At 73.5% G+C, this 14,401-nt stretch carries 12 protein-coding genes; 6 read left to right on the forward strand and 6 right to left on the reverse strand.

Features of this window, described 5'->3' with window-relative positions; translation table 11 throughout:
• Positions 1 to 33: 33 nt before the first annotated feature.
• From ACIOFR_RS24460 to ACIOFR_RS24470, 3 genes are all read left to right on the forward strand, one after another.
• Entirely contained in the window at positions 34 to 3,003 is a 2,970-nt protein-coding gene (locus ACIOFR_RS24460; RefSeq protein WP_401000696.1) for a BTAD domain-containing putative transcriptional regulator, read from the forward strand.
• Positions 3,004 to 3,545: 542 nt separating this feature from the next.
• Positions 3,546 to 4,205: a class I SAM-dependent methyltransferase gene (locus tag ACIOFR_RS24465; protein ID WP_401000732.1), complete on the forward strand. Its 660-nt coding sequence runs from the start codon at positions 3,546 to 3,548 to the stop codon at positions 4,203 to 4,205.
• Between the two features lie 201 nt (positions 4,206 to 4,406).
• Complete coding sequence (locus tag ACIOFR_RS24470) at positions 4,407 to 6,095, forward strand: SpoIIE family protein phosphatase (RefSeq protein WP_401000698.1); 1,689 nt, start codon at positions 4,407 to 4,409, stop codon at positions 6,093 to 6,095.
• Positions 6,096 to 6,118: 23 nt separating this feature from the next.
• Here the strand turns inward: ACIOFR_RS24470 and ACIOFR_RS24475 are convergent, their stop codons facing one another.
• A complete protein-coding gene (locus tag ACIOFR_RS24475; RefSeq protein ID WP_401000700.1) occupies positions 6,119 to 6,379 on the reverse strand; it encodes a hypothetical protein in 261 nt (86 codons plus the stop codon).
• 143 nt (positions 6,380 to 6,522) lie between these two features.
• Between ACIOFR_RS24475 and ACIOFR_RS24480 the strand changes: the two genes are divergently transcribed.
• On the forward strand, positions 6,523 to 7,050 hold the full coding sequence (locus tag ACIOFR_RS24480; protein ID WP_401000702.1) for a hypothetical protein: 528 nt from the start codon (positions 6,523 to 6,525) through the stop codon (positions 7,048 to 7,050).
• 14 nt (positions 7,051 to 7,064) lie between these two features.
• Here ACIOFR_RS24480 and ACIOFR_RS24485 read toward each other — a convergent pair whose 3' ends face one another.
• From ACIOFR_RS24485 to ACIOFR_RS24495, 3 genes are read right to left on the reverse strand one after another with little or no spacing between them, the layout of a single operon-like run.
• A complete protein-coding gene (locus ACIOFR_RS24485) occupies positions 7,065 to 7,802 on the reverse strand; it encodes an HNH endonuclease (RefSeq protein ID WP_401000704.1) in 738 nt (245 codons plus the stop codon).
• Positions 7,799 to 8,848: an AAA family ATPase gene (locus ACIOFR_RS24490; RefSeq protein WP_401000706.1), complete on the reverse strand. Its 1,050-nt coding sequence runs from the start codon at positions 8,846 to 8,848 to the stop codon at positions 7,799 to 7,801. The genes ACIOFR_RS24485 and ACIOFR_RS24490 overlap by 4 nt, the downstream gene beginning before the upstream one ends.
• Positions 8,849 to 8,894: 46 nt before the next feature.
• The gene (locus tag ACIOFR_RS24495; protein WP_401000708.1) at positions 8,895 to 9,845 is read right to left on the reverse strand and encodes a LysR substrate-binding domain-containing protein; all 951 of its coding nucleotides are present in this window, start codon (positions 9,843 to 9,845) and stop codon (positions 8,895 to 8,897) included.
• Positions 9,846 to 10,043: 198 nt separating this feature from the next.
• Here ACIOFR_RS24495 and ACIOFR_RS24500 point away from each other — a divergent pair, with 198 nt between their 5' ends.
• Both ACIOFR_RS24500 and ACIOFR_RS24505 read left to right on the forward strand, forming a co-directional pair.
• Entirely contained in the window at positions 10,044 to 10,595 is a 552-nt protein-coding gene (locus ACIOFR_RS24500) for a peroxiredoxin (protein WP_371498854.1), read from the forward strand.
• Between the two features lie 2 nt (positions 10,596 to 10,597).
• Positions 10,598 to 11,134, forward strand: a complete 537-nt coding sequence (locus ACIOFR_RS24505; protein WP_401000710.1) for an alkyl hydroperoxide reductase — start codon at positions 10,598 to 10,600, stop codon at positions 11,132 to 11,134.
• 90 nt (positions 11,135 to 11,224) lie between these two features.
• Here ACIOFR_RS24505 and ACIOFR_RS24510 read toward each other — a convergent pair whose 3' ends face one another.
• Positions 11,225 to 12,682: an AI-2E family transporter gene (locus ACIOFR_RS24510; protein ID WP_401000712.1), complete on the reverse strand. Its 1,458-nt coding sequence runs from the start codon at positions 12,680 to 12,682 to the stop codon at positions 11,225 to 11,227.
• A gap of 412 nt (positions 12,683 to 13,094) precedes the next feature.
• A complete protein-coding gene (locus tag ACIOFR_RS24515; protein WP_401000714.1) occupies positions 13,095 to 13,775 on the reverse strand; it encodes a transglycosylase SLT domain-containing protein in 681 nt (226 codons plus the stop codon).
• Between the last annotated feature and the right edge of the window lie 626 nt (positions 13,776 to 14,401).

Consider the following 14,401-nt stretch of genomic DNA (forward strand, 5'->3'; position numbering starts at 1 on the left):
TCGGAAATCATCACCAAAGCCATAGGGGATCTCATGGAGCGTCAGGAGAAGTCGCACCCGGGCGCACTGCGCTTCCAGGTGCTCGGCCCGCTCCAGGCCTGGCGGGACGGTCGGCAGCTCCTGCTCGGCTCCCCTCAGCAACAGGCGGTCCTCACCGCCCTCCTGCTCAGCCACGGCAGGCCCGTCACCACCCAGGACCTGGTCGACGGCCTCTGGGGCGACCGCCCCCCGCCGCAGGCCGTCGCGGCCCTGCGGACATATGTGTCGCGCCTGCGTTCGGTGATCGAGCCGCACCGCGAAGTGCGCGCACCGGCGGAGCTCCTGATTTCGGTCAGCGACGGCTATGCCTTGCGAATTCCCTCGGAATCTCTCGATCTGTCCCTTTTTGATGGGATGTTCGGCAAAGCCTCCGCAGCGCGCGCCGCGGGCGATTCCCGCGAGGCCCACCGGCTGCTCGTCGACGGCCTGAGCCTGTGGAGCGGCCGCCCGCTGGCCGGCGTGCCCGGACCCTACGCCGACGCCCACCGCGTCCGGCTGACCGAGCGCCAGGCCACGGCCCAAGAGGAGCGCTGCGCCGCCGCGCTGGACATCGGACTGCACGCCGAGGTGATCGGCGAACTGAGCTCGCTCGCCGCCGAACATCCGCTCCGGGAGCGGCTACGGGAACTGCTGATGCTCGCCCTGTACCGCTGCGGCCGCCAGGCCGAGTCCCTGGGCGTCTACGCGGACACCCGCAAGCTGCTGATCGAAGAGCTCGGCGTCGAGCCCGGCACCGGACTGGCCACGATGCACGCCCGGATCCTGGCCGCCGACCCGGGCCTGATGGCGGCACCGGCCGCCGCGCCCCGGGCCGAGGAGTCGCCGACCTTCGTGCCCCCGGCCCAACTCCCGGCCGACGTATCCGACTTCAGCGGCCGCGGCAAGCTCGTCGACGAACTGCGCGAGATGGTCGGCAGCGGCACCGGTCAGGCGGTCGTGGTCACCTCGCTGGCGGGGATCGGCGGCGTCGGCAAGACCACGCTGGCCGTCCACGTCGCGCACAGCCTCCGCTCGGAGTTCCCCGACGGCCAGCTCTACGTGGACCTCCGCGGTGCCGGTGCGTCTCCGGCCGACCCCGCGGTCGTGCTCGGCTACTTCCTCCACGCGCTCGGCGCGCCGGAGACCCCGGACTCGGTCGAACAGCGCGCCGCGCTCTACCGTTCGCTGCTCGCCGACCGGCGGATGCTCATCCTGCTCGACAACGCCAGGGACGCGCAGCAGTTGATGCCGCTGATCCCCGGGGTGTCGGGCAGCGCCGTCCTGGTCACCAGCCGGTCGAGACTGGCCGAGATCCCCGGTGCGCACCTGGTCGACGTCGAGGAGCTGACGCCGGACGAGGCGCTGGCGCTGTTCTCCGCGATCGTCGGCGAGCAGCGGGTCGCGGCCGAGCCCGACGCGGCGCTGGCCGTCGTCAAGGCATGCGGGCTGCTCCCGCTCGCGGTCCGGATCGCCGCGGCCCGGCTGGCCAGCCGGCCGCGGTGGAGCGTCTCGGACCTGGCCCGCCGCTTAGCGGACCAGCGGCGGCGGCTGCATGAGCTCCAGCTCGGCAACCTCGCCGTGGAGACCACCATCGGCCTCGGCTACGGCCAGCTCCGGCCCGAGGAGGCGCGCGCCTTCCGGCTGCTCTCCCTGGTCGACGCCCCGGACCTGCCGCTGCCCGCGGTGGCCGCCCTGCTCGGCACGACCGAGACGGACGCCGAGGCGCTCGCGGAGGCACTGGTCGAGGCGAACATGCTGGAGTGCTTCACCCCCGGCCGCTACCGCTACCACGACCTGTTGCGGCTCTACGCCCAGCGCCAGAACGAGCGACTCAGGGACACCGCCGAGCAGGACGAGGCCCTGCTGAGGCTGCTAGACGTGCTGCTCGCCACCATGCGCAACGCCTCCCGGCTGATCGAGCCGGACGACCTGCTGCCCGAGCTGCTGCACGGGCTGTCCGCGCCTGGCCTCGACCTGGCCGACGGCACGGCGGCCCAGGACTGGCTGCGGGCCGAGCTGCCGCTCGTCCTGGCCGGGGTGGAGGCGGCGGTGCAGGGGCCGCCCCAGCTGCTGCGCCCGGCCGTCGACCTCTTCATCATCCTGCGCTCGCTCATCGAGGACCCGACCCACGGTCCGCGGATCCGCGGCGCGCTGCAGGCCGCCGAGGGCAACGCGCAGTCGTACGGGGACTCCGCCGCGCTGGCCCGGATCAGGTTCGCGGTGGGCTTCCTCCAGCACGTCGCCGGCGAGTTCCAGCACGCCGAGGTGTCGCTGCGGGAGAGCCTGGCCCTGCAGGGCCCGGAGGACGTCACCCACCTGCGAATCTCGGCCGCCAACCTGCTCGCGATCGTGCTCAGCCTCGGCGACCGCTCCGCCGAGGCGCTGCCCTTCCTCGAACAGGCCCACGCGATCAGCCGCCGTCTCGGTGCCGTCGTCAGTGAGGCGCGGCTGCTGGGCAACATGGCCAGGGCCCAGGTCGGGCTGGGGAACCACACCGCGGGCGTGGCGTCCGCGCGCTCTGCGGTCACGGCCGCCCGGGCATCCGGGAACGTGCCCTGCCTCGCCGACACCCTCTACCAGCTCGGCGTGGTGCTGCGTTCGACCGGATCCGCGGCCGAGGCCGCCGGGCACCTGCGCGAGGCGTACGAGCTGTACCGGACGCAGCAGCACCGGATCTGGGAGGGCTACTCGCTCGCCCGGCTGGCGTCCTGCCTGCTCGTAGACGAGCGGCACCGGGAGGCCGCCGAGGCCGCCGAGGAGTCGCTGGCGATCGCCCAGGAGATCGACGCCGCGTACTGCCAGGGGCTGGCCAACGCCGCGCTCGGCGAGGCCCTCCTGAAGCTCGGGCAGCCCGCGCGTGGGCTGGCCTGTCTCCAGGAGGCGCACTCGGTCTTCGCGCGGCTCGGTGTGCCCGAAGCTCTCCCCGTGCAGAGCCTCGTCGACGCGCAGCGGCACACCGAGCCCCTCGCACCCCCCGCGCCGTGACCTGCCCCCCGACAGGTGCATCCCCCAGCGTCCGCGTTCCCGCAGCCCCCCGGCTGCGGGAACGCTTTGGCGCTTCCCCGGCGCTGAGCTCACTGTGGCAGAGGCCGATTGACGTTCGATAAACGGCGGTGGCGCTGGCGTCGTCGCAGGTCAGAGGGGTTGGCCTGTGCGCCATGCGGCGTGCGCCAGGGATCTGCACCACCCTGCGGGCAACCGAGTGCTTCCACCGCCGGGCCATATTCACCCCAAGGGACACGAGTTGGCCGGAAAGGGACCCCATGGCGCAGTGATCACGCATATTCTCGAAGGCCGGTGCACACGCCGACCGGCCCGCGCGGACCGGTTCGGAGCAGTGGATACGGGGAGCGTGACGGCCGCCGCGGGCAGGGCAGCGGGCCGGTCGGCGGCCAGGGTGGAAAGGTGCCTTGCGAATCGTGACGACCGGACAGATATCCGACCCCGCCCAGGGCCACGGCCCGTCCTCCGCGAACGCCCGGGCCCGGGCCCACGCACAGCTCTGCCGGCGCCGGGCCGAACGCGCGTTGCAGGCCCTGGCCTTCGACCCCATAGGGCCGCGGTACAGCGAGGCCTTCCCGACCAAGTCCGGGCAGCTGGCCTGCGGCGAGTGGCTACTGAGCGAGCTGGAGCCCGGCGCCCGGGTGCTCGACATCGGGTGCGGCTCCGGCGAGCCGACCCTGCGCCAACTCGTCGACGGGGGACTGACGGTGACCGGCGCCGACCTCTCGGACGGCATGCTGGGGCTGGCGCGGCAGGCCGTCCCGGAGGCCGCGTTCCACCGGATCGACATGTACGATCTGGCCACCCCGCGGGCCGCCCGGGCCTGGGGTGCGCCGGAGCTGGGCCCCGCCGGCCAGGGGAGCTTCGCCGCGGCCACCGCGTTCTTCTCGCTGATCCTGCTGCCGCAGGACGAGATACCCGTGGTGCTCGGCCGGATCCGTGATCTGCTGCGCCCCGGCGGGCTGCTGGCCCTGGGCATGGTGGAGGCGGACCTGGACAACGCGCCGCTCCCCTTCCTCGGGCAGGAGCTGAAGATCAGCGGCTACCTGCGGGAGGACCTGGCACGCACACTGGCCGGGGCGGGCTTCTCGGTGGAGTCGGGTTCCGGCCATCCGTACGCACCGGCCAGCACGACGCTGCCTCCCGAGGAGCAGCTGTTCCTGCGCTGTCGGCGCGTCAGCTGACCAGTCCCTGCTCCACACCTCAAGAACGGGCGGCCCGTGCGCAACCATCTGACACCCGGGGCGGCACAGCCGCCGGCCGTCCCCGTCCAGCGCCATCCACCACCGCCGGCCCGGCCGCCGGCGCCGGAGTCCTGCGACCGCGCGGGCGCGCAGACGGGCCCGCAGACGGGAGCACAGGCAGGCGCGCAGGCAGAATCGCAGGTGGGAGCGCTGCCCACGGCACAGGCGGCCGAGCTGATCGCCGAGCGCCTCGGCTACCTGGACGGCGCCGCCCGGCGGATCAACGGCTCGCTGGACCTGACCACCACCCTCCGCGATCTCGGCCGGGTCCTGGTCCCCGCGCTGGCCGACGCCACGGTGGTCCTGCTGCGCGATCCGCTGCCCGATGTCGAGCGCGCCCCCGGGGCGCCCGCCGGGCTGCTGGTCCACCACGCCCAGGGCACCCGGCTCGGCCGCGGCGGCGGGCCGCGCGCGGTCCGGCCGGACGGCCCGCTGGCGCTCGTGCTCACCCGGCCGGGCCCGCCCGTCCCCCTGGTCCTGGGCACCCCCGCCGCCTCGCCGCACCTCCCGGTGCTGGCCGAACTGCTGGGCAACCGCACCCTGGGACGGCTCCGGCCCGGCACCGCGCTGCTGGCGCTGCCGCTGCTGGGCCGCAAGGCCGTCCTGGGCGTGCTGCTGCTGATCCGCCGTCCGGAACCGGGCCGGCCGGCCGGCTTCGACCCGGCGGACACCGCGACCGCCGGCCATCTGGCCACCCAGGCGGGGCTGGCGGTGGACACCGCGCTGCGCTACTCCCGCGAGTGGGAGATCGCCGACGAGCTGCAGCGCTCGATGCTGCCCACCCACCTGCCGCAGCCGCACGGGGTCCGCCTCGCCCACCGCTACCTGCCCGGTGAGAGCGGCGCGCAGGTCGGCGGCGACTGGTACGACTCGATCCCGCTGCCGGGCAACCGGGTGGCGCTGATCGTCGGCGACGTGATGGGCCACTCGCTCACCTCGGCGGCCATCATGGGCCAGCTGCGGACCAGCGCGCAGACCCTGGCCGGCCTCGACCTGCCGCCGCACGAGGTGCTGTACCACCTCGACGAACAGGCGCAGCGTCTCGGCCAGGAGCAGCATCTGGCCACCTGCGTGTACGCGGTCTACGACCCGATCGCCAACCGCGTGGTGCTGGCCAACGCCGGCCACGTACCGCCGGTGCTGGTCCAGCCGGACGGCCGCAGCGAGCTGCTGGACCTACCGCCGGGCGCGCCGATCGGGGTGGGCGGGGTGGACTTCTCCTCGGTGGAGCTGCCGGCGCCGCCCGGCTCGGCGCTGCTGCTGTTCACGGACGGCCTGGTGGAGTCCCGGCGGCGCCCGCTGAGCACCGGTCTCGAACTGCTGCGCAGCCGGATGGCGACCGCGCACCGGCACTCCCCCGAGCACTTGTGCCAGGAGGCGTTGCGGATCCTGCCGCCGGGCGACCGCGGCGACGACATCGCCCTGCTGGCCGCGGCGTTCGACGGCATCCCGGCCGAGGACGTGGCGTACTGGTTCCTCCAGCCACGGCACGAGACGCCGAGCCGGGCGCGCCGGCTGGCCTCGCACGCGCTGCGCCGCTGGGGGCTGGAGGGACTGGCGGAGAGCACCGAGCTGATGGTCAGCGAGCTGGTGACCAACGCGATCCAGCACGCCACCCGGCCGGTCACCCTGCGACTGGTGCGCACCTCGCTGCTGCGTTGCGAGGTGGGCGACGACAACGCGGCCCTGCCGCGGCCGCGCCGGGCCGGCCCGGACGAGGAGCGCGGACGCGGCCTGCAGATCGTGGCGCGCTGCGCGGACCGCTGGGGCGCGACCCGGCTCGGGGCTGGCAAGGTGGTCTGGTTCGAACAGCGCCTGCCCCAGGTCTGACGGCCCCGGAGGGCCGCGTCCGCTCAGAGGAAGCGGACCATCGTCAGCTCGCCCCCGGCGTCGCCGCCCTCCCGGACGTAGAGGGAGCCGCCGTTGCGGCTGACCTGCTCCAGGTAGGCGTACACCTGGAGGGCCCGGTTCACGGTGTCGGTCCGGGAGTCCCCGCTGGCCGCGGCTGCCTGGTCCAGTGCCTTGGCCGCACGGGGCGTCAGATTGACGGTCAGTCGGCGTTCGACCCCGTCCGACCGAACCGGCTCCGCGGTGTCCGACGGTCGACGGTCCACGTTTCCTCCCCTGGTCCGTGCACAATCCGGCCGTCCGCAGGGTATTGAGCAGGTACCGATCCGGCACGAACCGAAGCTGGGCACCATGGTCCCACCCTGCCGTGTCGATGTGAACCGTGGAGCGCCAGAAGGCTGGAGTCAGCGTGAGCCGAGCAGACGACGGTGACAGGCCCCAGGAGCCGGACGCCCCGTGCGCCCACCACCCCTTCGTGGAACGGCTCGACGGGGAGGAGCCCTCCGAGCGGGCGGACGTCGACGCGGCGAAGGTCGCCGTCCACCTCGGGCTCCACGGCGGGCTCAGCATCGAGGCCGAGATGCACACCGCCGGGTCCAGCGGGCCGCTGCTGCCGGCGGCGTTCGCGGTGCTGATCGCCAGCCTCGCCCACCTCTGCCTGGGCGTCGGGATGGCCGCGGCGGCGGTCTGGGCGGGCGCCCCGGACTACCTGTGTCTGCTGGCCGGGGCGGCCGGGCTGGGCGCCGCCTGGCTGCTGACCCGCAACACGCTGCGGGCGGCCGGGACGGTGCCGTTCCCGGCCACGGCGGTCGCCGCGGCCGACCGGGCCGTCATCGAGGTGGTCGACCTGACCGAAGTGGTGGACGGGAGCGGGGTGACCGAAGCGGCCGAGGTGACCGAGGCGCCGCCCGCCGACGGCGGCGGCACCTCCGGCTGACCCCGGACGACGGGTCAGGTCCCGAACTCCCGGGACACCTTCACCAGGTGCTCCAGCGCGGCCGGCACCCCCGGGCCGAGGACGGCGTCGGCCAGTGCGGGGTTGCGGCGCAGCCGGAGCACGGCCCGCAGCACGTCCGCGTGGTGGAGCAGCCGGAGCGCGTCCAGGTACTCGCCGGCCTCCGCCTCGGCGCCGGACCGCCGGCTGCGGTCCCAGGCCAGCAGCACCGCCTGCACCACGGTGAACATCATCCGCCGCCCGCGCACCAGTTCGGCGCGGGCGTTGAGGGCGAAGACGTCGATGGTCGCCTCGCCCTTGGCGGTGAGCGGGTCGTACGCCCCGGACTCCAGGTAGAGCAGCAGGTGCTCGGCCGGGTCCTCGCGGGAGGGGTCGATCAGCAGATGGGCGCCGGTGACCGGGTCGCAGGGGAAGCGGTCGCGCTTCTGGTTGCTGTTGCAGTGGGCGCAGGCGAGCAGGTGGTTCTGCCAGTCGAAGGTCCGCAGCGGGGCGCGGGCGATCGGCTCGAAGTGGTCGATGTCGGTGCCGAGGTTGTCCCCGCAGTACATGCACCGCTCCAGGCCGGGTGCCATCTGCCGGAGCAGCAGCCGCAGCTGGGCCTTGGGCTGGCGGGCGCCGCGCCAGGCGGCCCGGCCGGCGGCGGTACCGGGCCCGGCCTGCCGGATCGCCTCGGTCCGGCGGCCGAGCTCGGCCAGCAGGGCCGGCCGGAGCGGCGGCCGCTGGAGCGGGATCACCGGTCCCGGCCGAGCAGGCGGGCGGTGGCCTCGTCGGCCCGGGCGGTGAGCGAGCTGTTGAGCTTGGCCCCGAGTTCGCGGTACTCGGCGAGTTCGGCGGCCGAGGCGTCGCCGGCGTAGAGCTTGCGCTCCAGGCGGACCAGCAGGCGGCGTTCGGCCTCGGCGTTCGGCGAGTAGGCGCTGGCCAGGCCGAAGAGTTCGGAGAGCGCGGTGTCGTCGCCGCTGCCGTACAGGATCCGTTGGTGCAGGTCCTCGCCGAGGAGCCGGGGCCCGGCGGCCTCGTCCTCGGGCCCGGGCAGCCGGATCAGGGCACCCGGGTCGGCGGCCTGGCAGACGTACGGGCTGTGCGTCGCGACGATGAACTGGACCTGGGGGAAGTGCGCGGTGAGCCAGCTGCCGATCCGCTGCTGCCAGGCCGGGTGCAGGTGGGCCTCGACGTCGTCGATCAGCACGGTGGCACGGACCGGCAGGGTCGGGGTGCCGTCCAGGTACTCGGGGCGGGTGCGCCGGGTGATCGCGGACAGCTCGGTGACCAGGGCGGTCAGTGCGGCCGTCCCGTCGCCGAGTTCGGCCAGCGGCAGGGTCACCGTGCCGCGGACCGCCCGGGGTCCGTCGGCGTGCGGCCGGGGGTCGAGCCGCCAGCCGTCCGGGAGCAGGCCGTCCTCGACCAGGTCGGCGGCGGCCCCGCGGATCTCGGTGGCGGCCGGGCGCCCGGCCGGGCCGAAGTAGCGGTGCCGGGCGGAGAGCGGGCCGGTGCGCTCGGCTCTCGGCGGCTCTCCGGCGGTGACCCGCCAGGCCGCGCCGCCGTTGAGCTCCACGGAGCCGGCCGGGCTTCCGGCGGTCAGCCAGCGGTCGGCGGCCACCGCGGGGTGCGCCCCGAGGGCCAGTGCGACGGCCTGCAGCAGGGCCGTCTTGCCGGAGCCGTTCGGCCCGGCCAGCACCGTCCAGCCGGCCGCCGTGCCGTCCGGCCGGGCGAGGTCGAGGTCCACCTCGCGCGGACCGCTGAAGCACTTCAGGCCGGACACCTTGATCCGGGAGACGTCCACGGCACCCCCTCAGGCTTGAACCACCGATCGAGGTATGCCCGGAGGATCACTCCACGATGCGCACCGGAAGCTCCCGCAGCACCCGTCGCAGTTCGGCGGCGAACCGGTCGTAGTCCGCGGAGCGGGCCGAGCCGGGCCGGGTGGCGAGGCCGATCCGGCGGCCGGGGGCGGGCGCGGCGAAGCGGACCGGGGCGAGCCGGTCGGCCCGGCCGGCCTCGACGTCCAGGGCGGTGGCGGGGAGCAGGGTCACCCCGAGCCCGCCGGCGACCAGCTGGACCAGGGTGGAGAGCCCGGCGGCCCGGGTGCTGCCGCCGCTCTGCTCGGCGCCGACCTGCCGGCAGATGTCCAGCGCCTGGTCGCGCAGGCAGTGGCCCTCCTCCAGCAGCAGCACGTCCAGGTCGAGCAGGACGTCCCGGGGGACGTCGACCCGTCCGGCGAGCTCGTGGCCGGGCGGGGTGACCAGCACGAAGTCCTCGTCGAAGAGCGGGATGTCCCGGGTCTGCGCCGGGCCGCCGGCGGGCAGTGCCAGCAGCAGCACGTCGAGCCGGCCGGCCGCCAGGCCCTCCAGCAGTGACGGGGTGCGCTCCTCGTGGACGTGCAGGTCCAGCTCCGGGTAGCTGTCCCGGACCAGCCGCAGCACGGCGGGCAGCAGGTACGGCGCGACGGTCGGGATCACCCCGATGTGCAGGACGCCGGTGAACGGGCGGCGGGCCGCCTCGACCTCCTCGGTCAGCGACTGCAGCGAGGACAGCACCCGGCGCGCGTGGCCGGCGACACGCTCCCCCAGCGGGGTGATGATGACTCTGCGTGTCGTCCGCTCCACCAGCTGCGCCCCGAGCGCCTCCTCCAGCGCGGCCACCGCCCCGGAGAGCGCCGGCTGGCTGGCGCCGATCGCCGCGGCGGCCTCCCGGAAGTGCCGGTGCTCGGCCACCGCGAGGAAGGAGCGCAGCTGGGCGACGGTGGGAGCGCGGGGCGGACGGGCTGTGGTGCTCGCCACGCCGGCGTCGGGTTTGCGGGTGCGGTCCGTGCGGGCGGCGGGGTGCTGGGTACTGATAGCTCTCTCCGATCAGATGCAACGAGTCTAGCTATTTCCCTGATCAGTGCCTGCTGTGTAACCCTGGATCTTGTCTGAATCCGTCGAATCATAGGCAGATCGGGCAAAGACCCTCGATTTCTCACACCAGGAGAAGTGAACGTGCTCACGATCGGTGACAAGTTCCCGGAGTTCGACCTCAAGGCCTGCGTCGACCTCGACCCCGCGAGCGCCTTCGCCGACATCAACCACAAGTCCTACGAGGGCAAGTGGCGCGTGGTGTTCTTCTGGCCGATGGACTTCACCTTCGTCTGCCCCACCGAGATCGCCGCGTTCGGCAAGCTGAACGAGGAGTTCGCCGACCGCGACGCCCAGATCCTGGGTGTCTCCGGCGACTCGGAGTTCGTCCACCACGCCTGGCGCAAGGACCACAAGGATCTGCGCGACCTGCCCTTCCCGATGCTGGCGGACGTCAAGCACGAGCTGATGCAGGCCTGCGGCGTCGAGGCCGAGGACGGCACCGCCCAGCGCGCCGTCTTCATCGTGGACCCGAACAACGAGATCCAGTTCGTCATGGTGACCGCCGGCTCCGTCGGCCGTAACCCCAAGGAGGTCCTGCGGGTGCTGGACGCCCTGCAGACCGACGAGCTGTGCCCCTGCAACTGGACCAAGGGCGAGGACACCCTCGACGCCCAGGCCCTGCTGGCCGGCTGACCATGGCTCTCGACGAACTGAAGGCCGCCCTCCCGGACTACGCCAAGGACCTCAAGCTCAACCTGAGCGCGGTCATCGGCAACTCCGACCTCCCGGCCCAGCAGCTCTGGGGCACCGTGCTGGCCTGCGCGATGGCCACCCGCTCCCCGGCCGTGCTGCGCGAGCTGGAGCCCGAGGCCAAGGCGAACCTCAAGCCGGAGGCGTACACCGCCGCCAAGGGCGCCGCCGCGATCATGGGGATGAACAACGTCTACTACCGGACGCTGCACCTGCTCTCCGACAAGGAGTACAGCAGCATGCGGGCCGGTCTGCGGATGAACATCATCGGCACCCCGGGCGTCGAGAAGGCCGACTTCGAGCTGTGGTGCTTCGCGGTCTCCGCGATCAACGGCTGCGGCCAGTGCCTCGACTCGCACGAGGCCGTGCTGCGCAAGGCCGGCGTCGAGCGCGAGGTCGTCCAGGCCTCGATGAAGATCGCCGCCGTGCTCCAGGCGGTCGCCGCCACCCTCGACTCCGAGGCCGTGCTGGCCGCTCTCTGAGCCGCGCACGCGCACGGGACAGCGTCGAAGCCCGAGGGGCCCCCGCCGATGGCGGGGGCCCCTCGGGCTTCCGTCGTGCGGGCGGCGGCCTCAGGCCCTGGCGGGCTCCGCCCCGGTCTCCGCCTCGGCCTCGGCCGCCTCGCGGGCCGCCTCCAGCGCCACGAAGACCTCCAGGCCGGCTGCGTTGCGCCGGCGCAGGTGCCCGACCACCGTGTTGGTGACGGCGATCAGCGGCACCGCCACGATCGCGCCGGCGATCCCGCCGACGATCGAGCCGGCCGCGACCCCCAGCACCACGCCCAGCGGATGGACCTGCACCGCGCGGCCCAGGATCAGCGGCTGGAGGATGTGCCCCTCGATCTGCTGCACCGCGACCAGCACCACCAGCACCATCAGCGCGGTGAACGGGTTCACCGTCACCATCGCGATCAGCACCGCGATCGTCCCGGTGACCAGCGCGCCGACCAACGGCACGAAGGCGCCCAGGAAGATGATCACCGCCAGCGGGAGCGCCAGCGGCACCCCGAGCAGCTGGATCCCGATGCCGATGCACAGCGCGTCGATGAACGCCACGAAGACCGTGCCGCGCACGTACGCGGTCAGGGTGGCCCAGGCCTTCGGGCCGGCCCCCGCCATCGCGTACCGGGACCGGCTGGGCAGGCCGCGCAGGGCCCAGCCCCAGATCCGGGCGCCGTCGTAGAGCAGGAAGAAGGTGGTGAAGGCCGCCAGCACCACACCCGTCAGCACCTCGACCGCGATGGTCACGCCGGTGAAGCCGGCCGAGGTGATCTGCTCCGAGTTGGTGCCGATCGCGGTGGAGATCTGCTTGGCGAAGTCCTCGATCTGCTGCTGGGTCAGGTGCAGCGGGCCGTCCACCAGCCAGTCGCGGAGCTGGTTGACACCGGCCTGCACCTTGCGGGTGACCGACTCCAGGTTGGTGCTCACCTGCCAGACCACGAACCAGCCGACCAGGCCGATACCGGCGACGCCGCTCAGGAAGGTGCCCGCCGCCGCCAGCGATCGCGGCACCCCGAGCCGGCGCAGCCAGGACACCGTCGGCTCCAGGAGGGCCGAGATCAGCAGCGCGGCCACCACCGCGAAGGCGACCAGCCGCAGCATGTCGACCACCCGGAACAGCACGTAGAGCGCGACCCCGAGCAGCAGCAGCCGCCAGGTCGACTCCGCCGCCACCCGCAGTCCCCAGGGCACCGCCTCGACGGGGGTGGCCGGGCGGCCCGGCGGGAAGTCGCGGAGGGCCGCGACCCGCGACCGGGCGTCCGCCGGGCGCGGGACCGGGATCCGGTCGGCCGCGAGCGCCGGGTGGTCCGCCCGGCCGTCCTCGACCGGCGTCCCGGCCGCCGGCAGCGGGTGGAGCACCTGGTGGTCGGCCGCCCGCAGCTCGCCGAGCGCGGCCGCGGCGACCACGGCCGCCTCGGCGGCGGCCTCCGCGGCGGCGGCCCGGCGGCGGCGTTCGACCGCCGCCAGTACGCCGGCGGTCACCGCGCCGGCCTTGGCCAACGCCTTCCACGCCTTCGAGTCCCGCGCCATCCCCGTACCTCTGTTCCCCGCTCGCCCGTCGCGCCGTGGGTCCGCCACGATTCGTCGGGGACGACGCTACCCGGCGGTGGGGCCCGCGGTCCGGCGGGCCCGGCAACCGGTGGGTGTCCGCACCATTGCGAAAGGGGACGAACACGTCGAAACCATTCGGTTTCATATCCGAAAGAGTGGGGAGGAGACCGATACCAGTGGACCAACTGTCCGCGGACCGGCCGGGGCCCGAGATCCAGGACCCTCTCGGGCTCCCCGCGTCCGCACCAGGACCGCACCGCCCGCGAGCGCACTGGTCAGCGCCGCCCGGGCGGCGCGGCCCGCCCGCAGCCGGCACACACCCCGCGGCACGCGCGGAGCCCCCGACCGGGGACGGTCGGGGGCTCCGCGATGCCGCGGGTACCAGTGGTTCCTAGTACCAGTGGTGCGACTGCCAGAAGGACCAGGCGCCACAGGGGCTGCCGTAGCGGTCGTTCATGTACTTCAGACCCCACTTGATCTGGGTCGCGGGGTTGGTGCGCCAGTCGGCACCGGCCGAGGCCATCTTGGACCCGGGCAGCGCCTGGACGAGGCCGTAGGCGCCGGAGGAGGCGTTGGTGGCGGTGTAGTCCCAGCCGCTCTCGCGCTTCACGATCTGGCTGAAGCACTGGAACTGGGCGTCGTCGCCGACGATCTGGAGCGCCATCTCCTGGACGGAGCCCGGGCTGACGGCGGCCAGCGTGGTGCGGGCCTTGTCGCGGTTGGCGGCTTCCTCGTCCGCCTTGCGCTTCGCCTCGGCGGCCTTGGCCGCCTTCTCGGCGTCGGCCTTGGCCTGCGCGTCGGCAGCGGCCTTCTGGCGCGCGGCCTCCTCGGCGGCCTTCTTGGCCGCCGCGTCGGCGGACACCTGCTGAGCGGTCGCCTGGCGGCTGAAGTTGTCGCTGACCGTCTGCGCCTGGTCACCGGAGGGAACGTCGGCGAGCAGCGTGGCGCTCGCGACATCGACCGTCGTGACGGCCTTGCCCTCGCTGCCCGAGGCCGCACCAACGACGGCACCGACAGCGGTGACCGCGGTGGCGGAGGCCACAGCGACTCCCCGGACCGAGATCCGAGTCACATGGTTTCCTTCCAGCGTCGCCCACGCGTGACCGTGCGGGCGCAATCTGCCCCTTGGCACTGTCCTCCACACCTGCTCTGGTCACCGGAGGCACTGGCCCGGCGCCGGCCCGAGAGACTCGGAACGACGATCGGATCGGGCGGCGTACGGCTCATCGGTGTTCAGTTTTCCGCCCGTCAACCGGAGTTGCCGAGCGAGGTTTTGCCGTACGCGGGGCCTGACAGAACCCTCACCATGCCGCACGCGGCCATGTCTACGCAATTCCCGGTTGCGTGGCGCATCTCACAATCTTGGCGGGCAGCCAGTTTGGCCGATCGATGGACAAGTGGCCGTCATATGTGGTGACAGAGAAGGGGCCTGCCGCTCGGCGGCAGGCCCCTTCGTGGCGGATTGTCTGATTTTGTCCAGGCGATTTGTCCGACTGTCGGCACCCGATCCTTCGCACCCGTCCGAACTCGCCCTCGCCCGTGCGGATCCGGCGCGGTGCCGTTCCGTCAGGGCTGGACGTCCTCCAACATCTCGGTGACGAGCGCGGCGATCGGCGAGCGCTCGGAGCGGGTCAGCGTGATGTGGGCGAACAGCGGGTGCCCCTTCAGCTTCTCCACCACGGCGACCACGCCGTCGTA

The sequence above is a fragment of the Kitasatospora sp. NPDC088346 genome (assembly GCF_044740765.1).
Taxonomy (GTDB): domain Bacteria; phylum Actinomycetota; class Actinomycetes; order Streptomycetales; family Streptomycetaceae; genus Kitasatospora.